The following is a 23,598-nucleotide window of genomic DNA, read 5'->3' as shown; positions in this document are numbered from 1 at the left end:
CATCGATAACATGGCGCGGCAAGAGGATCTGCCGGACGCGGCCAAGCGGCTCAGCGCGCGGCCGGTGGTGCGGTCGAGGCGCGGACCGTCAGCGTCGCGGGAACGAACGGGGCGTCGACGTCCGGCCCCTGGAGCAGGAGGGCGACCGCGGTGGCGCCGCAGCTGTAGAAGTCCTGCCGCACGGTGGTCAGCGGCGGCGAGCAGTACGCCGCCAGCGCGATGTCGTCGACGCTCACGATCGACAGGTCGTCCGGCACCCGCCGGCCGCGTTCGCGCATCGCGCGGATGACCCCGAAGGCCATCTCGTCGCTCGCCGCGAAGACCGCGGTGACGTCCGGGATCAGCGCGACGACCTGCCCAAGCCGGTAGCCCGAGTCGGGTGTCCAGTCGCCCTCGAGCGGTGGCGGCGCCTCGATCCCCGCGGCGGCCAGGCACTCCTGCCAGCCCTGCCGCCGCTGCCGCGCCTCGATCCACTCGTCCGGCCCGGAGATGTGCCAGACCTGCCGGTGCCCGAGGTCGAGCAGGTGCTGCGTGGCGAGGCGCCCGGCTTCCAGCTGGTCGATCCCGAGCACGAGGGCGCCCGCGGTCCGCGAGCCGTCGAGGGTGACGGTCGGGATGTCGCGGGTGATGTCCTCCATCTTCTGCGTGGTCGAGATGAGCGGAACGGCGAGGATGATGCCGTCGACGCCCTGGTCGGCGAGCTTGGAGAGCGAACGTTCCAGCAGGCCGGTGTCGGGCGCGGCGATGGTGGCGATGGTCACCGCGAACCCGGCCTCGCCCGCGGCCGCCTCGACGCCCGCGGTGACCGCCGAGCGGGAGTAGTACCCGCCGGACTGCATCAGCACGAGGCCAATCGTGTGGCTGCGGCCGGAGGAGAGCATCCGGGCGGCGCTGTTGAACCGGTAGCCCAGCTGGTCGACCGCGGCGAGGACGCGGCGCTTGGTCTCGGGGCTGACGTTCGGAGAGTCGCGGAGCGCGCGCGAGACCGTCTGGGCCGACACCCCGGCGGCGAGCGCGACGTCAGCCATGTTCGGCGGTCGTGTCGAGCGCGCGTCGGCCCCGTTCATGTCGCTCCCTTCGTTGTTACGGATGCTATCGATGACATCCAGGGAGGTTCCAGACGAACGCACCAGCGGTTGTCGGCTTGGCATGTCATGATGCCTGGGCATTCACCGGGTACCTGTCGCGCGCCGTGACGGGTCATGACGCAGAGGGACTTCTCGCATGTGGGCAAGGGTTCTCCGTACGAGCTGTGCGCTCATCGCGCTCGCACTGATCCCGCTTGCCTGCAGCAAGGACGACCCGCGCGACCAGGCCGGTCCGGTCGTCGAGGGCTTCGCGAAGGCGTGGACGTCCGGCCAGGCGAAGTCCGTCACCGACGCGATTCAGGTGGCCGCCGAGTCCAAGCAGGCGACCGCCGCGCTGGCGGACTTCAAGAAGACCCTGGACGTCTCGAGTACGAAGGTCACGCCGAACGGCGAGGTCACGTGCCTCGACGACGAAGCGCTGAAGAACGCCGTCAAGAGCATCGATCCCAAGCCGCAGGCGATCTGCCGCCAGCAGGTCACCGTTCTGCTGGACCTCGACGGGCTCGGCCCGTGGAGCTACCACACCTCGGTCGAGGTCTACCGCACGGGCGAAGAGGCGTGGCGCGTGCACTGGACGCCGGAGACCCTGCACCCCGATCTGTCGGCGACGACCCGGATCCAGCGCAACCGCGACCTCCCCCCGCGCGCGTCGATCCTCGACCGCGCGGGCAAGCCGATCACCGAGGACCGGCCGGTCTTCCGCGTGGGCGTCGAGGCGGGCAAGGTGACGGCGGCGACGTACTCGCAGCTCGCGAACCTCGTCGGGGTCAACACCGCGAACCTCAAGAAGCGCGTCGACGCCGCGCCGAAGACCCAGCTCGTCGACGTGATCGTGCTGCGCGAGGCGGCGTACTCGAACGTCTCCTCGTCGCTGGACGACGTGCCCGGCGTGATCGTGACCGAGGGCAAGCGTTCGCTCGCGCCCTCGTCCTCCTACGGCCGGGCGATCCTCGGCGCGGTGTCCGTGGCGACCGCCGAGTCGTTGAAGACGGCCGGTCCGCTCGCGGGACCGACGGACGACGTGGGTGGCTCGGGGCTGCAGCTCGCGTTCCAGCAGCAGCTCGCGGGCAAGCCGGGCGGTTCGATCGAGATGTACGACAAGGAGTCCGACTCGCTGACGGGCACCCTGCTCGAGGTGCAGCCGGAGCCGGGGACGCCGTTGCAGACCACGCTGGACCGGCGCGTGCAGAACGCGGCGGAGGCCGTGGTCGCGGGCCAGGCGAAGCCCACTGCGGTGGTGGCGGTGCAGGCGAGCACGGGTGAGATTCTCGCGGCGGCGAACGGGCCGGGCGTGACGTCGTTCAACCGCGCGTTCGTGGGGAAGTACCCGCCTGGGTCGACGTTCAAGGCGGTCAGCGCCGCGGCGTTGTTGGACGCGGGGATGGTCGAGGCCTCGACGCCGGTGGAGTGCCCGGCGAACGTGGTGGTCGGTGGGTTCCGGTTCAAGAACTCGCACTCGTTCCAGCTGCCGGTGGGGACGTTCCAGAACGCGTTCGCGCACTCGTGCAACACGACGATGGTCGAGCGCGCCGCGCAGCTGGACAACGACGCGATGCCGGACATGGCGGCTCGGTTCGGGATCGGCGAGAAGTGGGACCTGGGCGTTCCCGCGTTCTCCGGCTCGGTGCCGGAGCCGCGAGACCTGACCGACCGCGCGGCGACGATGATCGGGCAGAGCCGCGTGGAGATGTCGGCGCTGGGCATGGCGTTGGTGGCGGGAACGGTCGCGTCCGGGCAACCGCAGAAGCCGGTGCTGCTGCCGAAGGAGAAGCCGGGCGGTCCGGTGGGGGAGAAGCTGCCGGACTCGGTGCACAAGGACCTGCGGAACCTGATGCGCGCCGTGGTGATGACCGGCTCGGCGAAGCTGCTCAACCTGCCGGGTGAGCCGGTGTTCGCCAAGACGGGGACGGCGGAGTACGGCTCGGCGGACCCGCCGCGCACGCACGCGTGGATGATCGGCTTCCGCGGCGACTTGGCGTTCGCGGTGGTGATCGACGACGGCGGCGGTGGCGGCGCGGACGCCGGCCCGGTGGCGAAGCGCTTCCTGGACCTCGCTCCGGTCATCAAGTAATAAGGACTCGCGCCGAGGCCACGCTAGAGGGAGAGCGCGGTGAACGCCCTGTACCGGTGGAGTGTCGTCACCGCGGTCGCAGCGACTCAACGAGAGCCTGGCTGAGCGGCTGGGACACGTCGGCTCGTTCCACCCGGTGCCGATCGAGGTGGACGCTGACGACTCGCTGTTCGTGGCCCGGATCGCCGCGTTGCTGCATGATCACGCGCGGCAGAACGCTTCCTGGTGGAGATCCGGTTCGGTGGCGAGATCGCGCACCGTTCCGGCTTCACATGGTTCCGGAACGCCTAGCGGGCCGAGGCGATCGCGATCGTCGTCGAGTTCGCGCTGGAGGACGTGGACGCGTTCGTCGATCGGTGCCTCGAGGTCGAAGGCCTTGCTGGCGTGGACTTCCTGTACGCGCCATACCACGAGGAGGCCTCGTGGGCCGAGCGCCACCGCCGCGCCGAGCTACCGCCGCGCCGAGCGGATCGCTCCGGCCGGACTCGGCATCACCGCGCACGCAGGTGAGCTGTCGCCCGCGAACATCGGCGGCGCCGCCGCGCGGATGCCCGGGCTGACCCGGATCGGGCACGGCATCCATGCAGCGACCGATCCCGCGCTCAAAGAAGGACTCGCACCGAAGTGACGCCAGACGGAGAGCGCGGTGAACGTCCGGCACCGGCAGACCGTTCGTCGACCGCGGTCACCGCGATCAGCGGGCGCATCGATCGGCCTTGAGATTCGACTAGCTGACCTCGCTGGCAGCGCAGCCGGTGCAGGGCGTTCACCGCGCTCCGGGTCTGGTGCAGCGTCCGCTGGTTATCCTTCCTGGATGGCCCGTTCGAACGACCAGGTAGCCGCTCTCATGCAGGAGTATGCCGACCTGACGGCGATCACCGGCGGGCAGGCGTTCCGGGTCCGGACCTACGAGAAAGCGGCCCGTTCGATCGGCGGCTACCATGAGGACCTCGCCAAGCTGGACCGCGCCGGGCTGCGCAGGATTCCCAACGTCGGCGACTCGATCGCGGACAAGATCACCGAGTTCCTCACCACCGGCACGATCGCCTCGGTCGAGAAGCTCCGCGCGAAGATCCCGCCAGGCGTCCTCGCGCTCACCGAGATCTCCGGACTCGGCCCGAAGAAGGCGCTCGCGCTGTACGAGGAGCTCGGCATCGCCTCCGTCGAGCAGCTCGAGGAAGCCCTCGACGCCAACCGGCTCGACGGCCTGCCGGGCTTCGGCGCCAAGACCATCGAGAACATCCAGCACGGCATCGCACTCCTGCACTCCTCCGGCGGCCGGGTGTTGATCAGCACCGCGCTCGAGATGGCCGAGGACATCGTCGCGGCGCTCTCGCAGCTCGAGGGCGTCGAGCGCTGCACGTACGCTGGCTCGCTGCGCAGGATGCGCGAGACGATCGGCGACGTCGACATCCTCGTCGCGTCGCTCGATCCCGCGCCCGTCATGGCGACGTTCGCCGAGCTGCCGCTGGTCGCGGAGGTGATCGCGCGCGGCGAGAAGAAGACGTCGATCCGTACGGTCAAGGCCTTCCAGGTCGACCTGCGCGTCGTACCGCCGGACTCGTGGGGCGCCGCACTGCAGTACTTCACCGGCTCGAAGGAGCACAACGTACGCATCCGCGAGATGGCCGTGCGGAAGAAGCTCAAGCTGTCGGAGTACGGCCTCTTCCACGCCGAGAACGACGAGCTGATCGTCTCGCAGACCGAGGAGGAGGTGTACGAACGCCTCGGCCTGCCGTGGATTCCGCCCACCCTGCGCGAGGACCGCGGTGAGGTCGCGGCGGCGCTGAAGAACGAGCTGCCCGTTCTGATCACCGAGGCAGATCTGCGCGGCGACCTGCACACGCACACGACGTTGACCGACGGCATCGCGACGCTGGAGGAGATGGTCGCGGTCGCGGCGACGCGCGGGTACGAGTACTACGCGATCACCGACCACGCGCCGGACCTGTTCATGCAGCGCATGACCGACGCGAAGATGCTCAAGCAACGCGAGCAGGTCGAGAAGCTCGCCGCGAAGTACCCGTCGATGGTGCTGCTGCACGGCACCGAGCTGAACATCGGTCCGGAGGGCGAGGTCGACTGGCCGGCGGACTTCCTTGCGGGCTTCGACATCTGCGTCGCCTCGGTGCACTCGCTCTTCGACCAGCCCGTCGAGGTGATGACGCGGCGCTTCGTCCGCGCGTGCGAGAACCCGTACGTTCACGTCATCGGCCACCCGTTCACCCGTCTGATCGGCCGGCGCGACCCAGTCGACGTCGACGCGGACGAGGTCTTCAAGGCCGCCGCGCGTACGGGCACCGCGCTGGAGATCAACGCCGCGCCCGATCGGCTCGACCTGTCCGACGAGCACGTGCTGCGCGCGAAGCGGCACGGGGTGAAGTTCGCGATCGACTCCGACGCGCACTCGACGTTGCATTTGCCCTTCATGCGTTACGGAATCGGCGTCGCCCAACGAGCCTGGCTCACCTCCGACGACGTCATCAACACCTGGCCACTCGACAAGCTCCGAGCGTTCCTGCGGAAGGGCAAGACATGAACGTGCTGGTGGCGTTCCGCGCCGAAGCCGAGGCGCTGGACAGCGCGCTTGCCGGGTTGACGATCGCGGATCTTGCGCGGCCGACGAACTGCCCGCCCTGGAACGTGAAGGAGCTCCTCGTCCACATCGCCGGCGGCCTCCCGCCGACCGGCGTCCTTCGTGCGACCTCGCGCGAACCGCAGTTGGACACCGTCTCCAACTATCAGCGGCCCGAACGAGCGACGACCGCCTACCATGACGACAACGTGAGGCGAACTCAGGCCGGAGCCGCGACCATCGTCGCCGACGATGTCAAGGAGATGTTGACGCAGCGTTGGCAAGCCGCGTTGGCCGACTGGTCCGATCGGCCGGACGGTCCGGTCGAGGGCCACATGGGCGTCATCCTGCTGTCGGACTTCGTTCTCACGAGGGTGATCGCGCATGCCGCGCACGGGCTCGACCTCGCGATCAGCCTCGACCTCCCACCATGGACGACGAACGAAGCGCTGGCGGTCATGCGCCCGGTCTGGATCGCACTCCTCGGAGCCGATCCCTCTTGGCCCGACGCCCGCCTCTTCTCCTGCGCCACCGGCCGTACTCCCCTCACCGACGCCGAACGCACCCAGCTCGGCCCCCTCGCCGCAACCTTCCCCCTCCTCTCCTGACCCCTCCGCACTTCACCCACCGAACCGGGGCTCCGCGCCCGATTTGCACCCCCGCGAACCCCGTTTCGATCGGTGAAGTGCGCCGAACCTGTGGACAGCGGGCGGCTGAATTGGGTTGTGGCGGGGTGGGCGGTGGTCGACGATGGGTCGCGTGATGGAGATCGTCGAGGAGACGCCGTACCGGTTCCGCATCGACCCGCGTGATGACATGCGCGTACCCGGAATCGCCTTTGTCTCCAGGGCATTGCTGCCCGACTCCGGCGCCGACAAGTGGCTGGAGCAGGTCGCGAACGTGGCGACGCTGCCGGGCATCGTCGACGCCTCGTACGCGATGCCGGACGCCCACTGGGGTTACGGATTCCCGATCGGCGGCGTGGCCGCGACCGCTGTCGAGGAAGGCGGCGTGGTGTCGCCCGGCGGGGTGGGGTTCGACATCTCGTGTGGCGTACGGCTGTACGCGGCCGACCTCACGCGCGACGAGCTGGCGCCCCTGAAGGCCGCGCTGATGGACGGGCTGGGCGAGGCGACGCCGCGCGGGATGGGTACCGGCGCGGTGTGGAAGCTGGCCGGCAGGGACGAGCTCGAGGACGTGCTGATGGGTGGATCGCGTTACGCCGTTCAGGAAGGGCACGGTACGCAACGCGACCTTGACAGGTGCGAGGACTTCGGCGCGGTGGCCGACGCCGACGCGCGGCAGATCAGCGACCGGGCGATGGAGCGCGGGCTGCATCAGCTCGGCAGCCTCGGGTCGGGCAACCACTTCCTCGAGGTGCAGGCCGTCGAGTCCGTGCACGACGAGGCGGCGGCTTCGGCGTTCGGGCTGCGGGTCGGGCAGATCTGCGTGATGATCCACTGCGGTTCGCGCGGGCTCGGGCACCAGATCTGCACCGACCATGTGAAGACGATGGAGTCGGCGATGCCGTCGTACGGAATCTCGGTCCCGGACCGGCAGCTCGCGTGCGTGCCGGTGCGGTCGCCCGAAGGTGCGTCGTACCTCGGTGCGATGGCGGCCGCGGCGAACTACGCGCGGGCCAACCGACAGCTGCTCGGCGAGGCGACGCGGCGGGTCTTCTCGCGGGTGACGGGACGGTCGCTGGAGCTCGTGTACGACATCTCGCACAACCTCGCGAAGCTGGAGACGCACGGCGGACGGGAGCTGTGCGTGCACCGGAAGGGCGCGACGCGGGCGCTGCCGCCGGGGCACGGCGACCTGCCGGCGGACCTCGCGCCGCACGGTCAGCCGGTGCTGATCCCGGGCTCGATGGGGACGGCGTCGTACGTCCTGCGCGGAGTCGTCGGTGGTGCCGCGTTCGCCTCCACCTGCCACGGCGCCGGCCGGCTGCTGAGCCGGCACCAGGCGATCAAGACGGTGGACGGCACCGCGCTCCAGGCCCGCCTCGAGTCCGCCGGCATAGCCATCCGCGGCGCCTCACCCCGCGGGCTGGCCGAGGAGACGCCGGAGGCGTACAAGGACGTCGACGAAGTGGTCGCCGTCGCCGAAGGAGCCGGCCTCGCCACCCGCGTAGCCCGCCTCGTCCCCGTCGGCGTGGTGAAGGGCTAGCTCTCGAGCAGCCCCGTCACGCCGTCCGCATCGGGAACGACGTGACGGACGCCGACTGGCATCGGCTCGGCGGCAAGAATCCTGTTCTGGGCGGCGACTCGGCGGTGAGGAGCCGAGGGCAGGCCGCGGTCGATCGCCTCGCGAACGACTGCGGCGACAGAAGTCTTCCGCTGCTTGGCGAGGGTCACGATGCGCTCATAGCGCTCCTCGTCCAGGAGAAGCTGAAGACGGTGGCTCGACATGTACAAACTGTAGGACGTGAATGTCACACCTATGGGAGTGCGCCGTCCTCGGGAGACCGTCTAGCGTGCTGGCCATGAGCTCCACTGTCGGTCACCAGATGCTGCCGCACACGGCGGATGTGCGGTTCGAGGCGTGGGCGCCGACGCGGGAGGAGTGCGTTGCGGAGGCGGTCGTGGCGGCTGTCGAGACGTTCGTCGACGTCTCGACCGCCGAGCCCACGGCGGAAGTCGCCTTCCAGGTGGACGCCGCGGAGCCAGTCGACCTGCTCGCGGCGGTGCTGGACGAGCTGATCTTCCTGATGGACACCCGCGACCTCCTCCCGCTCCGCGCCGACGTACGAGCGGCGACCGACGGCGCGCTGGACGTCCGCTTCACGATGACCGCGGTCGCCCAAGCCACCCTGATCGGCGCCGTGCCCAAGGCGGTGTCTCTGCACGAGATCGCCTTCGAGCAGAACGAGCCTGACCGCTGGGTGTGCCTCGTGACGCTGGACGTCTGACGGTGGATCTGCTTCGCGACCACGACTTCCACCCCCGCGAGGACACCGTCCGCGTGTTCCAGCACCCACCGGCCGGCGTGCTCCGCGCCGATGCCGACTGCCTCGTCGTCGTGGCCCGGTACGGCGACGTCCTGCTCTGGCACTACGCGTTCCGGGACCGCTGGTTCAAGGTCAACGTCACCACCGACCAGGAGGGCGCGCTCGTCGAGACCGCGCCGAGCGAGGGGGCGCCGGCGTTCGCGTTCAACATCGACCTCGCCACGCCGCTGCGACTCGAGGGACGCAACGCCTACGCCGTCGATCTCGAGCTCGACGTGCTCGTCCACGCCGACGGCGTCAGCCAGGTCGTCACCGACGAGGACGACTTCGAGTGGTCGGTCCGTGCCGGCCTCATCTCGCCGGCCGAGGCGGCGGCCACGCGAGCGGAGCTGCGACGGCTCGTCGGCGACATCGAGCGCGGCGACCTGCTCGCACTCCTGCGGCGAGCGTGGCCACTCGGCAAGGTCGACGCGCCGGGGGCGTCGCCGGTCGTGCGGGTGCCGGTTGCGGACGTTGCGGCCATCCGGCCCCGAACCCGCTTGACCTGGACGGCATGATCGAAGCCGTGGACTATCGCGTGAAGGGGCTACGAGGACCGGTCGAGCTGATCATCGACGAGTGGGGCATCCCCCATCTGTACGCCGAGAACACCGACGACGTCTTCTTCGCGCAGGGGTTCAATGCCGCGCGGGATCGGCTGTTCCAGATCGATCTCTGGCGACGCCGCGGGTTGGGGCAGTTGGCGGAGGCGTTCGGGCCGGAGTACGTCGAGCAGGACCAGGCCGCTCGCCTCTTCCTCTACCGCGGCGACCTCGAACGCGAGTGGGCCTCCTACGGGCCGGACGCCGAGCAGATCGCCACCCAGTTCACCACCGGCATCAACGCGTACGTCGACTGGCTCGACGACCACCCCGACCAGCTGCCGCCCGAGTTCGGCATGCTCGACTACCGCCCCGCCAAGTGGGCACCCGAGGACGTCGTCAGGGTCCGCAGCCACGCGATCATCCACAACGTCACCAGCGAGCTCGCCCGAGCAAGATTCCTGCACGCCGGCGGCGGAAGCGAAGCCGACAAGCTCCGACGCCGCATCGAGCCCGAGCACGACATCGAGATCCCCGACGGCCTCGACCTCGACATCCCGAGCGGCGTCCTGCGTACGTTCGCGCTCGCCGCCCAGCAGGTCGTCTTCACCGGCGACCCGCGCGAGCCACTGCTCCGGGTCGGCGAAGGCGCACCCCCGCCGGCCGACCAGGAGGGCAGCAACAACTGGACGATCCACGGCAGCCGCACCGCCACCGGACGGCCGATCCTCGCGAACGACCCCCATCGCGCCTACAGCACGCCGAGCCTCCGCTACGTCGCCCACCTCGTCGCTCCCGGCCTCGACGTCATCGGCGCCGGCGAGCCCGCCCTGCCCGGCGTCTCGATCGGGCACAACGACGCGATCGCGTTCGGCCTGACGATCTTCCCGATCGACGGCCAGGACGTGTACGTCTACGACCTCGACCCTGACGACCACACGAGATATCGCTACCGAGACGGCTGGGAGAACCTCGAGATCGTCACCGAGTCCCTCGCCGTCAGGGGCGAGGACGAGCGCAAGGTCGACTTGACGTTCACTCGCCACGGTCCAGTCGTCCACACGGATGTCCAACGCAGCAAGGCGTACGTGGTCCGTTCGACCTGGTCCGAGCCCGGCACCGCCGCGTACTTCGGCAGCATCGGCTACATGCGCGCCCGCAGCTGGCCGGAGTTCCGCGAGGCGCTCGCGAACTGGGGCGCGCCGGGCGAGAACCAGGTCTATGCCGACATCGAGGGCAACATCGGCTGGAAAGCGGCCGGGTTCGTTCCCAAGCGCGTCGGTTACGACGGCCTGCTGCCCGTGCCCGGCGACGGCAGGTACGAGTGGGACGGCTTCTTCTCGAGCGCGGAGTTCCCCGAGATCTTCAACCCAGACGAGGGATTCTGGGCGACCGCGAACCAGTTCAACCTTCCCGACGGCTACCCCGCCGAGCGCGCGTTGTCGTACGAGTGGTTCGACCCCGGCCGCTACCAGCGCATGGTCGAGGTGCTCGCGGCGAACGAGAACGTCACGATGCAGGACGCCATGCGGCTGCAGACCGACGTCAACTCACTCGCCGCCCGCGAGGTCGTCGGGGCGCTCCGCGACGTCGCGCCGGACGATGACGTCACGACGCGGGCACTCGAGCTGCTGACGTGTTGGGACGGCGAGACGTCGGCGGAGTCGGCGGGCGCCGCGCTGTTCGAGGTGTGGATCATGCGCCACTTCGCCCGCGCGTACCTGCGCATGGCGGTGCCGCCGGCGGGGATGCGCGTGCTCGAGACGTTCGACTACGAAGGCATGCGCGAGTCGCTCCGCAAGCCCGGCCCGGTCTTCGGTGTCGACGCCGAACGCAAGCGCGACGAGCTCGTCCGGTCGAGCCTGCGCGCCGCGTACGCCGACCTCGAAGGGATGCTCGGCGACGACCCGGCGGCGTGGCGATGGGGCGACCTGCACCGGACGACGATCCCGCACCCGCTCGGCTTCCTCGACCCGAGCCTCGAGCCGCCGTCGCTGCCGATGGGCGGCTCCGGAACGACCGTGAACGTCGCCGGCTACCGGCTGTCGGACTTCCTGCTCACTGCTGGCGCGAGCTTCCGTACGGTGATCGACGTGGGGGAGTGGGACAACTCCGTGGTGATCAACACGCCCGGCCAGTCTGGCAACCCGAGCAGCAAGCACTACCTCGACCTGCACGACAGATGGCACCAGGGCGAGTACGTGCCGCTGCTCTACTCCCGCGAAGCCGTCGAGCAGCACGCCGACGAACGCCACCGCCTACTGCCGGAGTGACCGCATGCTGCTGATGCTCGACCTCGACAACACGCTGGTCGACCGGGACGCCGCGTTCCGGCTCGTGGTCGCGGATCTGCTCGCCGAGCACGGACAGCCGGCCGCGGACGGGGACTGGGTGATGTCCATCGACGGCAGCGGGTTCGAGCCTCGCGAGGACGTCGAACGCGCGATGGTCGCACGCTACGGCGCGGAGGTGCCCGTTGCGGCGATCCGCGCGTTGCTCAACGGTGGCGCCGCGGAACGGGTCGAGCTCTCCGACGACACGCGGTCCGCGTTGGAGGCAGCGAAGGCGGGGGGTTGGCGGCTCGCGATCGTGACGAACGGCCGCGTTCCTCAACAGGAGAAGAAGATTCGGCGTACCGGCCTGGACGCGATCGTCGACGCCTGGGTCGTGTCGGACGGCGTGGGCCACCGCAAGCCGGAGCCGGAGATCTTCCACGCCGCAGCCGTCGCCGCCGGAACGGACCTCGCCCACGCTTGGATGATCGGCGACAACGAGTCAGCCGACATCGCCGGTGCGGACCGCCTCGGCCTGCCGAACGTGTGGGTGTCGAACGGCCGCGCGTGGGTCGAGCAGACGTTCCGCCCGACCCACGTCGCGCTCACGTGCGTGGCCGCCATCCACCACGTTCTCTCCAGGTCCTAGAGCCGCGGGTCGACCGGCTCGGACTCCATGGCGAGGACCGCGAAGACGCATTCGTGGATCCGCCACAAGGGCTCGCCGCGGGCCGCGCGGTCGAGGGCCTCCAACCCGAGCGCGTACTCCCGCAGTGCCAGCGAGCGCTTGCGCCCCAACCCGCGGTCGCGCAGCCGAGTCAGGTTGTCCGGCGCGGTGTAGTCCGGGCCGTAGATGATCCGCAGGTACTCCCGCCCGCGCACCTTCACGCCCGGCTGCACCAGGCCGCGCGGCCCGCGGGTGAGGTTGGCCAGCGGCTTCACCACCATGCCCTCGCCACCCGCCTCGGTCAGCGACGTCCACCACAAGACGCCCGCCGCGACCGACTCCGGCGACGTCGTGTCCACGACCAGGTTGCGCGTCTCCGCGAACAGCTCCGGATCGGCGCCCACCAGCCGCGCACCCACCGACAGGTGCCAGTCGTGCGAGGTCTCCTGGTACGTACGCCCCTCCGACGCCAGCACCTGGAACGGCGCCACCCGCACGCCTTCCAGTCCGGACACCGGCCAGCAGTACGGCCTGTACGCATCGCGGAACAACTCGGCGTTCGAAGCCCGCGACGTCGTCCGCGCGAGCAGGTCGCTCACATCGACCCCGCGCGCGGCCACCGACGTCAACGCCGACACCGCCGCCGGCAGCGCCGAAGAAGCGGCCGCACCCACTGACGCGTACTGCTCGGTGATCAACGACCCTGCTTTCGCGCTCCACGGCATCAGCTCCGCGTCGAGCAGCAGCCACGACGTCGACAGCTCGTCCCACAGCCCCGCTGCCGAGACGGCCGACGACACCCGAGCAAGCAGCTCAGAAGTCAACGCAGGCTGGAAGAACGGACGCCCCGTTCGTGTGAACACGGCCCCGGCGCCGTCGATCCCGAACCGCTTCGGGGCCACCGACCCGTCGCGCGTCACCAGCAGCACGGCCCGCGACCCCATGTGCTTCTCCTCGCACACGACGGACTGCACGCCGTCCGCGCGGTACGACGCGAACGCCTCCTCCGGGTGCTCCAGCATCCCCTCGACCGACGACGTGGCCGACGGAGACATCGTCGGAGGCAGGTAGAGCAGCCAGCGCGGATCGACCGCGAACCGGCTCATCACCTCCAACGCTGCCGCAGCCTGCTCGGGGCGCACCGAAACGCGCCCGTGGTGTTGCGTCTCGATCACCCTCGTGCCCAGGACGTCGGACAGGTCGAGGACGTCCGATTCCCGCTGTGGAACGGCAGTGGGCGGCAGGTCCTCGGCCGGCAAGAGCGGCTTGACAGGCTCGTACCAGACCCGGTGCGCGGGAACGCTCACGACCTCGCGCTCGGGGTAGCGAAGCGCCGACAGCTTGCCGCCGAACACCACGCCGGTGTCGAGGCACATCGTCCCGTTGATCCACTCCGCTTCCGGTGTGGGAACGTGTCCATACAGCACGGTCGCTGTGCCGCGGTAGTCGTTCGCCCAGGGCAGCCTCACAGGCAGGCCGTACTCGTCGGTCTCGCCCGTCGTGTCGCCGTACAGCGCGAACGAACGCACCCGCGCCGACGCGCGGCCGTGGAAGCCCTCGGGCAGTCCGGCGTGGCAGACCACGAGCCGGCCGCCGTCGAGAACGTAGTGCGCGATGAGACCGCCGCAGAACTCCTCGGCCTGCTTGCGGAACTCCTCGTCCTGCTCGCCCAGCTGCTCCAGCGACTCCGCAAGCCCGTGCGACACCCTCACGTTCTGCCCGCGGAGCGATCGCACCAGCTTCTGCTCGTGGTTGCCGCACACCACGAACGCGTCACCCGAACCCACCATCCCCATCGCGATCCGCAGCACGCCAGGCGTGTCCGGGCCGCGGTCGACCAGGTCGCCGAGGAAGATCGCGCGCCGGCCCTCGGGGTGACGGGCGCCCACGCAACGGCCGGCGGCGTCGAACGACCGCGCATACCCGAGCTGGTCGAGCAGCTCCTCCAGCTCCGCGCGGCACCCGTGCACGTCGCCGATCGCGTCGAACGGACCGGTCTCGTGCCGCTTGTCGTTCAGCAGCGGCTCGATCGCGATCGTCGCCTCGTCAACGTCCGCTTGACTGCGTAGCACGTGGACCTTGCGGAATCCCTCACGCTGCAAGGACTTCAGCGATCTCCGCAGCTCCGAACGGTGCCGCCGGATCACGCGCGCGCCGAAGTCGCGGTCCGGCCTTGCCTCGGTGCGCTCGACGCACACGTCCTCAGGCAGATCGAGCACGATCGCCGTCGGCAGCACGTTGTGCTCCTTCGCGAGCTTCACCAGCGGCGCGCGGGCGTGTGACTGCACGTTGGTCGCGTCGACGACCGTCACGAGCCCGGCCGACAGCCGCTTGCCCGCGACGTAGTGCAGCACGTCGAACGCGGCCGCCGAGGCGCCCTGGTCGGTCTCGTCGTCGGACACCAGCCCGCGGAAGTAGTCGCTCGACAGCACCTGCGTCGGCTTGAAGTGCCGCGCGGCGAACGTCGACTTGCCCGAGCCGGACGCGCCGATGAGCACGACCAGCGACATGTCGGGAATCAGGAGCTCAGCCATCACGCGGCCTCCTCTCGGGTGAAAACGGCAAGCTGGGTTGGCGGTCCGACCTCGGGGTCGTCGGGACCAACGGGCAGGTAGCGCACCGCGTACCCGCGGCGTGTTGCGACGCCGCCGGCCCACTCCTGGAACTCCGCGCGGGTCCACTCGAACCGGTGGTCGCGGTGCCGCGAGTGACCCTCGGGCAGCGTCGGGAACCGCACGTTGTACTCCACGTTCGGCGTCGTCACGACGACCGTGGCCGGCTTGGCGTACTGGAAGACCGAGCGTTCCAGTGCCGGGAGCCGCTCCATGTCGACGTGCTCGATGACCTCCATCAGCACGGCCGCGTCGTACCCCTCCAGCTCGCGGTCGCGGTAGGTCAGCGAGGACTGGCGCAACGTGATCCGGTCGCGAGCCCGTTCGCCGCGCCGGTCGAGCTTGAGCTTGCGCGCGGCGAGCTCCAGTGCGTGGGCGGACACGTCGGTGCCGACGATCTCGGTGAAGGTCGTGTCGGCGAGCAGATCGTGCAGCAGCGCCCCGCCGCCGCAGCCCAGGTCGAGCACGCGCCTGGCCCCGCTCGCTCTCAGCGCCGCGAGCACGGATCCGCGCCGCAGCATCGCCAGCGGCTCCGGCCGGTCGGGCAGCTCGGTGACGACCGGTTCGTCCAGCGCGTCGTCGAGCACCTCGGGTGCGGTGTCGTCGGCCTCGGCCAGCTGCGCGAGCGCGCTGCGTACGAACGCGCGCCGGTGCTTGAGGTACCGCTGGGTGATCAGCTCCCGCTCCGGGTGCGCGGCGAGCCAGTCGCCGCCCGCTCTCAGCAGTTTGTCGATCTCGTCCTCGGCGACCCAGTAGTGCTTGGCGTTGTCGAGCACGGGCAGGAGGACGTACAGGCTCGTCAGGGCCTTGGCTAGCTTGAGTCGGCCGGTCAGGCGGACGGAGAAGTAGCGCGAGTCGCCCCACTCCGGGAACGCCGGATCGAGCGGGACTGGGGTCGCCTCGACCGTCCAGCCCAGTGGCGCGAACAGCCGCTCGATCAGCTCCGCGCCGTTCCGGCACGGGATTGCGGGGATGCTGACCTCGATCGGGACGGCCGTGGCCGCGAGCTCCGGCCGCTGGTCGCAGCGCCCCGAGAGCGCGGTGCGGAACACATTGCCGAGCGCCACCGCGAGGAACGACGACGCGGCGTACGGCCGGTCGTTGACGTACTGCCCGAGCTCGAAAGCCCCTGGCCCACTCTTCCGCCCCCGCACCAGCCCGACCGGATCCACCTCGAGCACCAGCGCGACTGTGCACCGCTCGGGCGTGGCCTCCGGGTAGCAGACGTGGGCCACACCCATCGCGACGTCGAACGACTGCAACCGCTCGGGGTGCTTGTGCAGCAAGAACCCCAGATCGGTCGCAGGCGTCGCCTCGTCGGGCGCGGTCATGGTCAACGTGATCAGCACCGCGCCAGTCTCCCCGAAGTGGCCGCATTAGGCCGAACGGATATCCCCAACCCTGTGGACCTAGGCGTGGGTGGGCCGCGACCGTCCGGGACGACACGGTGACGATCTCCCGAGGCGTGATCCGCTGCTGGGCGATGGTCGTCTGGCGGACGAGGCCCGACAAGGGCCCGTCCTGCCTACGCCGAGACGTCGGAGCTGATCAGACGGCTTCGGTCGCCGGGCGCTGGTGGGGGAGCCGACCCAGCCGGTGGCGGTGCAGCCAGCGGGAGAGGCGGCCGGTGGTTTGGGCGGCCAGGCGGGCGGCGATGTCGTCGGCGGTGCGGCGGTCGGTTTCGGTCAGGTGCTCGATGCGGGCCAGGAGGTGGGCCTGATGTTCGCTCATGCCCCCACGACGAACGCCCTCCAGCCAGATGGACACACCCCGCAAAAGATTTCTCCGACCGCGATGTCCATCCAGCCCCAACCCGTACGTCGTCGGGATGACACCACCCCCCAAGGAGGCAGACATGACCCGACCCGACGTCGTCACCCGCGAGGACTGGCTCAAGGCCCGCACAGACCTGCTCACCCAAGAGAAGGCGCTCACCAGGGCCACCGACGAGGTCACCCTCGCCCGCCGCGCGCTGCCGATGGTGAGGATCACCAAGGAGTACGCGTTCGAAGGCCCCCACGGCAAGCAGACGCTCAGAGACCTGTTCGACGACAGCGAGCAGCTGCTCGTCTACCACGCCATGTTCGACCCCAAGTGGGACGAGGCCTGCCCCGGCTGCTCCGCAGGCATGGACGAGACCTCCGCGCCAGCGATGACGGCCAACCTGAAGGCGAAGAACACCGAGTACGTCAGGATCTCCAGAGCCCCCTACGACAAGATCGCGAAGATGGCGAAGCAGAGGGGCTGGACGTTCAAATGGGTCTCCTCGTACGGCAGCGACTTCAACGACGACTTCGGCGTCACCGTCGACCCCACCAGAGGCGAACCGCGGTACAACTACGCGCCCAGCCCGCACACAGAACCAACAGAGCTCCCCGGCTTCTCCTCGTTCCTCCGCGAAGGCGACGACGTCTTCCACACCTACTCCGCCTACGCCCGTGGCACCGAGCCGCACGGCGGCATCGACCACCTGCTCGACCTGACGGTCCTGGGGCGCCAGGACGGCTCCCGCCTGTAGCTTTCGCCCCGAAGGAGGGAACGAGGCATGGAGTACCTGCTCCTGATCTACATCGACGAGACGCTCGAGCACACACCCGAGGAAGCCGCCCAGATCGACCAAGCCACCCAAGAGTGGGACAAGCGCATGATCGAGCGCGGCTTGCTCAAGCAGGCGCAGCGCCTCAGCCTGTCCAGCGCGGCCACCACCGTGCGGGTACGGCAAGACGAGGTGCTGCTCAGCGACGGCCCGTTCGCCGAGGCGAAGGAGCAGCTCGCCGGCTTCGTCGTTCTCGACGTCGCCAACCTGGACGAGGCTCTCGAGGCCGTCGCCGACGACCCGCTCGCCCGCATCGGATCCATCGAGGTGAGGCCGTACTGGTCGGAGTAGTGGAGGCGGTCGAGGCCGCGTTCCGGGCGGAGTGGGGCCGGGTCGTCGCGACGCTCATCCGGGTCACCAACGACTGGGACCTGGCCGAGGAGTGCGCCTCGGAGGCGTTCGCGCAGGCGCTCCAGGTGTGGGCTCGCGACGGGATTCCGCGCGTGCCCGGGGCGTGGCTGACCACCGTGGCGCGCAACCGGGCGCTGGACCGGTTGCGCCGCGCGGCCACGGAGGCCAAGAAGCTGAGCGAGGTGGCGACGTTGTTGCCCGACGAACCCGAAGTAGACGATGACGAGAGCGGCGTGCCGGACGACCGGCTGCGGTTGATGTTCACCTGCTGCCACCCGGCGCTGCGGCTCGAGGCGAGGGTGGCCCTGACCCTGCGTACGCTCGCGGGCCTCACCACCGCCGAGATCGGGCGGGCGTTCGTCGTACCCGAGCCGACGATGGCCAAGCGGTTGGTACGCGCCAAGCACAAGATCCGCTCGGCCGGCATCCCGTACCGCGTGCCGCCCGCCCACCTGCTGCCCGACCGGCTGACCGGCGTACTGGCGGTGCTGTACCTGCTGTTCAACGAGGGGTACGCCGCCAGCTCCGGCGCGGATCTCGTACGGCGCAACCTCTGCGCCGAGGCGATCCGGCTCGGCCGCGTCCTGGCCGGCCTCATGCCGGACGACGCCGAGGTGCTCGCGCTCCTCGCGCTGCTGCTCCTGCAGGACTCGCGGCGGACGGCACGGCTCGACACGACCGGCGATCTGGTGACGCTGGAGGACCAGGACCGATCGAGCTGGGACCAGGACGAGATCACGGCCGGTCTGGAGCTCCTCGCGGTCGCCAAGCGCCGCGGCCCGCGCGGCTTCTACCTGCTGCAGGCGGAGATCGCGTCCTGTCACGCCCGCGCGACGACGGCGGCGGAGACCGACTGGAAACGGATCGCCCTCCTGTACGACGAGTTGTATACCGGAGCCCCCTCCGAAGTGATCGGGCTCAACCGCGCGGTCGCGGTCGCGATGGCCCACGGCCCGGCCGAAGGGCTCGCGCTGCTCGATGGCCTCGATCTGCCGGGCTACCACCTGCTCCCCGCGATCCGCGCCGACCTGCTCGCCCGTCTCGGCCGCCGCGAGGAGGCGGAGGCGAACTACCGAGAGGCCCTCGAGTTCGTCGGCACCGACGCCGAACGACGATTCCTGACCCGCCGCCTCGTCTCATTGCTTGAGACCGGGTAACCCTCCGTACGCTCCAAAAGGGTCAGCAGGTCCATACCTCTCGGTAACCTGGAGAAGTCCCTTGGGCGTGCAACGTGGGAAAGGGTGGGGACTGTGCTACGGATCGGCGGACCGGAGCGACCTCCGGCTGCCCAACGTGGCCGCTGGAGCGAGTCGGTCGTCATCCTCACGCTGACCACCGTCGTCGTCCTCGGCATCCTGGGCGGCCGGCTCTCGCCGGACTGGACGCCGCCGCGATGGATCCCCAACCACATCGACCCGCCGCTCGCCGGACCACCGGAGCCCACTCCGGGAGCCGCCGGCATCAAGGAGGAGAAGGTCAGGATCCCGGTCGAGGACACCACCCTGACCGCGACGATCTTCTCGCCCAAGAAGGCCGGCCGCTATCCGGGCATGGTCTTCGTCTCCGGTGCCGGGACGGGGGAGCAGGCCGGCTTCCACAGCCAGGCCCGCGGGCTGGCCGAGGACGGGATCGTCGCGATCACGTACGACAAGCGCCAGGTCGACTACGGGTTCCTCAAGCGCGACTTCAACCTGCTCGCCCGCGACTCGCTGACCATGCTCGAGACGCTGCGCAAACGTGCTGACGTGCGCCCCGACCGGGTGGGCATGTGGGGCGTGAGCGAGGGCGGCTGGATCGTCCCGCTTGCCGCGTCGATGAGCCAGAACGTCGCGTTCACGATCCTCGTCGCGTCACCCACGACGACACCTCGGCGGCAGGCGGCCTGGTCCGTCACCGAGGGCCTCCGCCGCCGCGCGACGCCTCCGGGCGCACGCAACCTCGCCGCCGCTGCGGTCGGGCTGGCCAGGCTGAACTTCCTCGACTGGGACCCGCTCCCGTCGCTGCGTTCGCTGAAGAAGCCCGTACTCGCGATCTTCGGCACCGCCGACGTCGCCGTGCCGCCGGTCGAGAGCGCCGCGCGGCTGAAGGAGATCCTCAACGAGGTCGGCAACCACCACCTGACCGTGCGGTTCTTCCAGGGCGCCAACCACGGGATGCGCATCGACAAGGAGGGGTCGCTGCCGGCGGGGTACGTCCAGACGATGGCCGGCTGGATCACGGCGCTGCCAGGGGTGGCGCGGTCGGTCGGCCAGTCTCGGCCGTCGACGACGGACGTGACGCGACCCGTTCCGGAGATCCCTCCGGTGCCGGACTTCATCCCGGTCAGCGTGCAGTTGCCGTACCCGTGGCTGTTCACCGGCGGCCACGCGCTGGTGATGGCGTTCGGTCTCGTCCTGGCTGGCTATCTCGCCGGACCGTTGATGAGCGCGCGCAGCCGCCTGCGGACCCGCCGGCGCGAGCCCGAGGACGAGGAGTGCTGGCTGTCGTTGCGCCGTCGGCTGCGGCAGTTGGTCGCGTGGGGTGCCGGAACGATCTTCGGCCTGCTGTTCGTGAGCGCCGCGCTCGTGGCGCTGGGGTTCGCGCGGCAGGGCGAGTACACCCAGGTCGGCTCGTGGCTCGTCACCGGCTCGCTGTGGTGGGCGATCCGGGTCGTCGGCATCGTGACGGTCGCAACCTGGGTGATCACGACGGCGACATTGGTACGGTTCCGCCGCGAGGGGTGGCGGCCGTCCCGTTCGCAGTGGTGGCACATCGGCGGCGTGCTGTTCGCCTCCGGGTTGATCATCCTGGTCGCGGCGTACTGGGGGCTGTTCGCGCTCAGCTGGTGAGCAGCCATCGCTTGATCTGCGCGTCGAGCTCGCCCGGCTCGAGGCCGCCCGGCCAGCCCTTGACCAGCTTGCCGCCCTTCGCGACGAGGACGATCGCGGGCGGCTCGCGGACCGCGTACTTCCGCCAGATCGCCTGGCTGTCGTCCAGGCCGACCTCGTACTCGACCCCGTGGTCGTCGACGTACGTCTTGAGGGCGCCGGCGTCGTCGGCCGCGGCGATGCCGAGGAACGTGAGGTTGTCGCCGTACTCCCTGGCCAGCTTGGCGATCTCGTTCTCGCGCGCCTCGCAGGTGGTGCACCAGGAGGTGACGAACGTGAGCACGACCGGCCGCTCGCGCCACAGCCTCGAGGCCTCGATCGTGGAGCCGTCGAGGAGCTCGAGCTCGAAGTCCGGCGCCTCGACCGCGCTCGAGGGCGCTGCCCGCGGCTCGAGCGCCTCCGTGGCGCAGCCGGCGAGAACGAGGCAGGCGATCAACGCCACGACTCTCACGGGATGACCGCCACGAGGTCTTTGCCCTTGCTGGTCAGGGGAATCGGGTCGCGTCGCCCGTCGACGGCGAGCTGATAGGCATCGCCGTCCGGCAGCGCGACGCCGAACTCGAACTGGCAGAACGTCGGCACCCGGTCGACCTCGAGATCCTCCTTCAAGGCTGGGACGGACGTGCCGGCGGGCAACGTACCCTCGCCCATGGTGTCGCCGGCGTCGTCGACCACGCGGAACTTCGCGGTCCGGTGGAACGCGAGGTACGGGCCGCTGCCGGAGCAGTCCACGCCGACCTCGCGCAGGTTCGAGTCGCGCACGAGCAGCTGCACGGTGTGGCTGGGCGCAGCGGGCGGTCCGGGCGACCCACCGCATCCCGCAACCACCACTAGCGCCACCGCTGCCACCCAAGCCACTGCGCCGTTTGAATGAAGGGCACCTTCATTCCATAGGTTTGAATGAAGGTGCCCTTCATTCAAACCCGAGGTCAGCGTGCGACGGTGCACGTTGCCGTTGCCTGCTTGGACCTGTCGCTCTCCGACGTCGCGGTGAGCTGCACCGTCGCGGTCGCCGCGGCGCTCGCGTCCGGCGTGGCGAGCGCGGACACCTGGACGGACGTGCTGACCTCGGCCGTCGCGAGCTCGTTCGGCAACCAGGTCGACCATCCCGCGCCGGTCACCTTCGCCGAGAGCCGGTAGACGTCCGAGCGCAAGTACGCGTTGACATCCTCCGGATGCCCGCCGACGTTGCGCGCATGCCCGGTGTTGCTGAGGGAGAACGAGCAGCTCGTACCGTCCGCGACACCCGCGCCGAGTGCGACCCCGCGAGGCTGCGGACCGGAGCCCGACGTCGACTTCACCGCGACCGTGTACGAGAGCACGCCCTCGGTCGTCCGGTGGACGTCGATGACGTAGAAGTGCAGCCGGTTGTCCGCGTCGACGAACTCGTACTCCGAGCCGGAGTCCGCACCAGCGTGGAACAAGGCGTCCGACAGCTGCCGGTAGTCGCCGCGGGTGAGCTTCTTCGGTGTGCCGTCCGGAGTGTAGAAGTCGACGACGTCGATGTCCTCGGGGTGCGCGTCGATGACCCAGATGAACGGTGCGGAGTCGACGTTCTTCGTCTTCGCGAGCAGCACTCCGTTGTCCGGCGTGAACGAGTCGCTGCCCATCCGGTCGACGACCTCGAGCGTGTAGTTGTTGTAGTTGAAGCCGTCGCACAGTACGTCGCGGGTGATGATGCAGCGCCGGGTGAGGTCGCGGTCCATCGCGATGTTGATGCCAGCAAGGCCGTTCGCGCCTGGCTGCGCTGACCTCGCGGTCACGCGGCCGACGACGATACCGGTGTTGCGCAGCGCTTGGCGGCTGAGGCGGAGGACGTTCTTCTCGTCGACGATGCCGAGGTCGAGCTTGTCGCGCAGCATGTGCTGCGCGCCCATCGAGGCGCCGTTCTGCGGCGGGATCTGCCACCGGCTGTGCGGTCCACCGGGGCCGTTGAACGTACCGCGGCTGAGCATGCCCCAGATGCCGGAGTACGCGCGGCGCAGCGGAACGCCGTACGGGTTGTTGTAGTTGTCGCCGATGCCGAGGATGTGGCTGAACTCGTGCGCGTACACCGACTGCCCCGAACTCTCAGCCTGGGTTGACGATCCGCCGCCCGCGTTGGGCCAGATCGAGGACGCGGCCTTCCAGGACGTCCATTCGACGTAGCGGGTCTTCGACCAGTTCGGCAGGTTGGGGTCGGGCGGGCCCCACGCGTCCGGGACGTCCTCCTTGTTCTGGAACATCATCTCGCCGAACTCCTGCCAGGTGGACGACTCGTCCTGCCCGGCGGAGAGGTAGAAGATGAAGTCGAAGTCGTCGATGCGGCCCTCGCCGACGTCGGCCGCCCAGGCCGCGCGGCCGTCGGTGCGGATGTTGCGCGCGCAGGGTGCGCCGGCGGGGCAGGCGCCCGGGTTGAAGCCGTTGTCGATGCCGTACTGGTAGGACTTCGACGGCATCCGGTACGGCCCGAACGCGGTCAGGTCGACGCCGAAGCGGCCGCCGGAGTCTTCCATCCAGTACTCGTTGATCGTGTGGCCGCGGTTGAGGTCGTTCGGCTTGTTCAGGAAGTCCTCGTAGAACTTGCCCACCTGGGTGCGCGGGATGCCGGACGCGACGGCCTGCGGGTTGCCGAAGATCGTCGACTCGGGCGGGCGGGTGACGACGAAGTCCTCGTCGGGATAGTCGAGCAGGACGAGCGCGCCCTTGAAGTCGCGAACGGTGGGGGTCAACGCCGGGTTGGCCCAGTCGGTCCCGGGGACAGCGCGGAAGTCCTCCCACGTCATGTCGTCTGGGTTCTCCCAGTTCTGCGGGTCGATCGGCTGGCGTTCCGCGGCCGCCGCGGGTGCCCGTTCCGCCTGTGCGGGTTGGCCGATTCCGCCGGCCAAGAGTCCGGCGACGCTCAGCGCGACGAGCGCGGGCACGGCTGTCCGCAGGTGCCTTGTCACGAGGAGTGAGCGACTGTTCGTACGCATACCTACCCCCCAG

21 protein-coding genes are annotated in these 23,598 nt (G+C 69.8%); 13 read left to right on the top strand and 8 right to left on the bottom strand.

Annotated features, from left to right (window positions below):
• Positions 1-50: 50 nt before the first annotated feature.
• Entirely contained in the window at positions 51-1,028 is a 978-nt protein-coding gene (locus JOD67_RS38145; RefSeq protein WP_239554244.1) for a LacI family DNA-binding transcriptional regulator, read from the bottom strand.
• Positions 1,029-1,224: 196 nt separating this feature from the next.
• On the opposite strand from JOD67_RS38145, the gene JOD67_RS38140 reads away from it, so the two are divergent.
• The 5 genes from JOD67_RS38140 to JOD67_RS38120 all read left to right on the top strand — a co-directional run bounded on the left by JOD67_RS38140 (position 1,225) and on the right by JOD67_RS38120 (position 7,903).
• The gene (locus tag JOD67_RS38140) at positions 1,225-3,159 is read left to right on the top strand and encodes a penicillin-binding transpeptidase domain-containing protein (RefSeq protein WP_205122523.1); all 1,935 of its coding nucleotides are present in this window, start codon (positions 1,225-1,227) and stop codon (positions 3,157-3,159) included.
• A gap of 376 nt (positions 3,160-3,535) precedes the next feature.
• Positions 3,536-3,787 (top strand): hypothetical protein, encoded by a 252-nt coding sequence (locus JOD67_RS38135; RefSeq protein ID WP_205122522.1) that lies wholly within the window; start codon positions 3,536-3,538, stop codon positions 3,785-3,787.
• Between the two features lie 186 nt (positions 3,788-3,973).
• Positions 3,974-5,698 carry a DNA polymerase/3'-5' exonuclease PolX gene (gene polX / locus JOD67_RS38130; RefSeq protein WP_205122521.1) on the top strand — a complete coding sequence of 575 codons (1,725 nt, stop codon included), beginning with the start codon at positions 3,974-3,976 and terminating at the stop codon, positions 5,696-5,698.
• Positions 5,695-6,342, top strand: coding sequence for a maleylpyruvate isomerase N-terminal domain-containing protein (locus JOD67_RS38125; RefSeq protein WP_205122520.1), 648 nt, complete (start codon positions 5,695-5,697; stop codon positions 6,340-6,342). The genes polX and JOD67_RS38125 overlap by 4 nt, the downstream gene beginning before the upstream one ends.
• A gap of 154 nt (positions 6,343-6,496) precedes the next feature.
• Complete coding sequence (locus tag JOD67_RS38120) at positions 6,497-7,903, top strand: RtcB family protein (protein WP_205123339.1); 1,407 nt, start codon at positions 6,497-6,499, stop codon at positions 7,901-7,903.
• On the opposite strand, the gene JOD67_RS38115 is transcribed toward JOD67_RS38120, so the two are convergent.
• Positions 7,900-8,145, bottom strand: a complete 246-nt coding sequence (locus JOD67_RS38115; RefSeq protein WP_205122519.1) for a ribbon-helix-helix domain-containing protein — start codon at positions 8,143-8,145, stop codon at positions 7,900-7,902. The genes JOD67_RS38120 and JOD67_RS38115 overlap by 4 nt on opposite strands.
• Positions 8,146-8,219: 74 nt before the next feature.
• Here JOD67_RS38115 and JOD67_RS38110 point away from each other — a divergent pair, with 74 nt between their 5' ends.
• From JOD67_RS38110 to JOD67_RS38095, 4 genes are read left to right on the top strand one after another with little or no spacing between them, the layout of a single operon-like run.
• Positions 8,220-8,645 (top strand): archease, encoded by a 426-nt coding sequence (locus JOD67_RS38110; RefSeq protein ID WP_205122518.1) that lies wholly within the window; start codon positions 8,220-8,222, stop codon positions 8,643-8,645.
• A gap of 2 nt (positions 8,646-8,647) precedes the next feature.
• Positions 8,648-9,241 carry a ribonuclease FAU-1 family protein gene (locus JOD67_RS38105; protein WP_205122517.1) on the top strand — a complete coding sequence of 198 codons (594 nt, stop codon included), beginning with the start codon at positions 8,648-8,650 and terminating at the stop codon, positions 9,239-9,241.
• Positions 9,238-11,538, top strand: a complete 2,301-nt coding sequence (locus tag JOD67_RS38100) for a penicillin acylase family protein (RefSeq protein WP_205122516.1) — start codon at positions 9,238-9,240, stop codon at positions 11,536-11,538. Before JOD67_RS38105 ends, JOD67_RS38100 begins: the two co-directional genes overlap by 4 nt.
• A gap of 4 nt (positions 11,539-11,542) precedes the next feature.
• Positions 11,543-12,187 (top strand): HAD family hydrolase, encoded by a 645-nt coding sequence (locus tag JOD67_RS38095; protein WP_205122515.1) that lies wholly within the window; start codon positions 11,543-11,545, stop codon positions 12,185-12,187.
• Here the strand turns inward: JOD67_RS38095 and JOD67_RS38090 are convergent.
• The 3 genes from JOD67_RS38090 to JOD67_RS38080 all read right to left on the bottom strand — a co-directional run bounded on the left by JOD67_RS38090 (position 12,184) and on the right by JOD67_RS38080 (position 16,548).
• Positions 12,184-14,739, bottom strand: a complete 2,556-nt coding sequence (locus tag JOD67_RS38090; RefSeq protein WP_205122514.1) for a polynucleotide kinase-phosphatase — start codon at positions 14,737-14,739, stop codon at positions 12,184-12,186. The genes JOD67_RS38095 and JOD67_RS38090 overlap by 4 nt on opposite strands.
• Complete coding sequence (locus JOD67_RS38085; protein ID WP_205122513.1) at positions 14,739-16,166, bottom strand: 3' terminal RNA ribose 2'-O-methyltransferase Hen1; 1,428 nt, start codon at positions 16,164-16,166, stop codon at positions 14,739-14,741. Before JOD67_RS38085 ends, JOD67_RS38090 begins: the two co-directional genes overlap by 1 nt.
• 199 nt (positions 16,167-16,365) lie before the next feature.
• Positions 16,366-16,548: a hypothetical protein gene (locus tag JOD67_RS38080; RefSeq protein ID WP_205122512.1), complete on the bottom strand. Its 183-nt coding sequence runs from the start codon at positions 16,546-16,548 to the stop codon at positions 16,366-16,368.
• A gap of 124 nt (positions 16,549-16,672) precedes the next feature.
• Here JOD67_RS38080 and JOD67_RS38075 point away from each other — a divergent pair, with 124 nt between their 5' ends.
• The 4 genes from JOD67_RS38075 to JOD67_RS38060 all read left to right on the top strand — a co-directional run bounded on the left by JOD67_RS38075 (position 16,673) and on the right by JOD67_RS38060 (position 20,592).
• Positions 16,673-17,335 carry a DUF899 domain-containing protein gene (locus tag JOD67_RS38075; protein ID WP_239554243.1) on the top strand — a complete coding sequence of 221 codons (663 nt, stop codon included), beginning with the start codon at positions 16,673-16,675 and terminating at the stop codon, positions 17,333-17,335.
• A gap of 27 nt (positions 17,336-17,362) precedes the next feature.
• Positions 17,363-17,704 (top strand): YciI family protein, encoded by a 342-nt coding sequence (locus JOD67_RS38070; RefSeq protein ID WP_205122510.1) that lies wholly within the window; start codon positions 17,363-17,365, stop codon positions 17,702-17,704.
• Entirely contained in the window at positions 17,704-18,921 is a 1,218-nt protein-coding gene (locus tag JOD67_RS38065) for a sigma-70 family RNA polymerase sigma factor (protein WP_307782702.1), read from the top strand. Before JOD67_RS38070 ends, JOD67_RS38065 begins: the two co-directional genes overlap by 1 nt.
• 84 nt (positions 18,922-19,005) lie before the next feature.
• Positions 19,006-20,592, top strand: a complete 1,587-nt coding sequence (locus tag JOD67_RS38060; RefSeq protein ID WP_205122509.1) for an alpha/beta hydrolase family protein — start codon at positions 19,006-19,008, stop codon at positions 20,590-20,592.
• Here the strand turns inward: JOD67_RS38060 and JOD67_RS38055 are convergent.
• From JOD67_RS38055 to JOD67_RS38045, 3 genes are all read right to left on the bottom strand, one after another.
• A complete protein-coding gene (locus tag JOD67_RS38055) occupies positions 20,582-21,073 on the bottom strand; it encodes a TlpA family protein disulfide reductase (protein ID WP_205122508.1) in 492 nt (163 codons plus the stop codon). The two genes, JOD67_RS38060 and JOD67_RS38055, sit on opposite strands and share 11 nt — an antisense overlap.
• A gap of 5 nt (positions 21,074-21,078) precedes the next feature.
• Positions 21,079-21,471, bottom strand: a complete 393-nt coding sequence (locus tag JOD67_RS38050; RefSeq protein WP_205122507.1) for a hypothetical protein — start codon at positions 21,469-21,471, stop codon at positions 21,079-21,081.
• Positions 21,472-21,560: 89 nt separating this feature from the next.
• Entirely contained in the window at positions 21,561-23,585 is a 2,025-nt protein-coding gene (locus tag JOD67_RS38045) for a M6 family metalloprotease domain-containing protein (protein WP_239554242.1), read from the bottom strand.
• Positions 23,586-23,598 lie beyond the last annotated feature (13 nt).

Origin of the sequence: Tenggerimyces flavus (assembly GCF_016907715.1) — a bacterium.
Taxonomy (GTDB): domain Bacteria; phylum Actinomycetota; class Actinomycetes; order Propionibacteriales; family Actinopolymorphaceae; genus Tenggerimyces; species Tenggerimyces flavus.
Note: the sequence above shows the minus strand (reverse complement) of the source record. Positions and strands in the feature narration are given on the sequence as shown.

Coding starts and splice junctions, on each gene's coding strand:
- JOD67_RS38045 (WP_239554242.1), bottom strand. CDS start 23,585: ATGCGTACGAACAGTCGCTCACTCCTCGTGACAAGGCACCTGCGGACA.
- JOD67_RS38070 (WP_205122510.1), top strand. CDS start 17,363: ATGGAGTACCTGCTCCTGATCTACATCGACGAGACGCTCGAGCACACA.
- polX (WP_205122521.1), top strand. CDS start 3,974: ATGGCCCGTTCGAACGACCAGGTAGCCGCTCTCATGCAGGAGTATGCC.
- JOD67_RS38140 (WP_205122523.1), top strand. CDS start 1,225: ATGTGGGCAAGGGTTCTCCGTACGAGCTGTGCGCTCATCGCGCTCGCA.
- JOD67_RS38075 (WP_239554243.1), top strand. CDS start 16,673: ATGACCCGACCCGACGTCGTCACCCGCGAGGACTGGCTCAAGGCCCGC.
- JOD67_RS38100 (WP_205122516.1), top strand. CDS start 9,238: ATGATCGAAGCCGTGGACTATCGCGTGAAGGGGCTACGAGGACCGGTC.
- JOD67_RS38110 (WP_205122518.1), top strand. CDS start 8,220: ATGAGCTCCACTGTCGGTCACCAGATGCTGCCGCACACGGCGGATGTG.
- JOD67_RS38145 (WP_239554244.1), bottom strand. CDS start 1,028: ATGGCTGACGTCGCGCTCGCCGCCGGGGTGTCGGCCCAGACGGTCTCG.
- JOD67_RS38120 (WP_205123339.1), top strand. CDS start 6,497: ATGGAGATCGTCGAGGAGACGCCGTACCGGTTCCGCATCGACCCGCGT.
- JOD67_RS38080 (WP_205122512.1), bottom strand. CDS start 16,548: ATGAGCGAACATCAGGCCCACCTCCTGGCCCGCATCGAGCACCTGACC.
- JOD67_RS38095 (WP_205122515.1), top strand. CDS start 11,543: ATGCTGCTGATGCTCGACCTCGACAACACGCTGGTCGACCGGGACGCC.
- JOD67_RS38090 (WP_205122514.1), bottom strand. CDS start 14,739: ATGGCTGAGCTCCTGATTCCCGACATGTCGCTGGTCGTGCTCATCGGC.
- JOD67_RS38115 (WP_205122519.1), bottom strand. CDS start 8,145: ATGTCGAGCCACCGTCTTCAGCTTCTCCTGGACGAGGAGCGCTATGAG.
- JOD67_RS38125 (WP_205122520.1), top strand. CDS start 5,695: ATGAACGTGCTGGTGGCGTTCCGCGCCGAAGCCGAGGCGCTGGACAGC.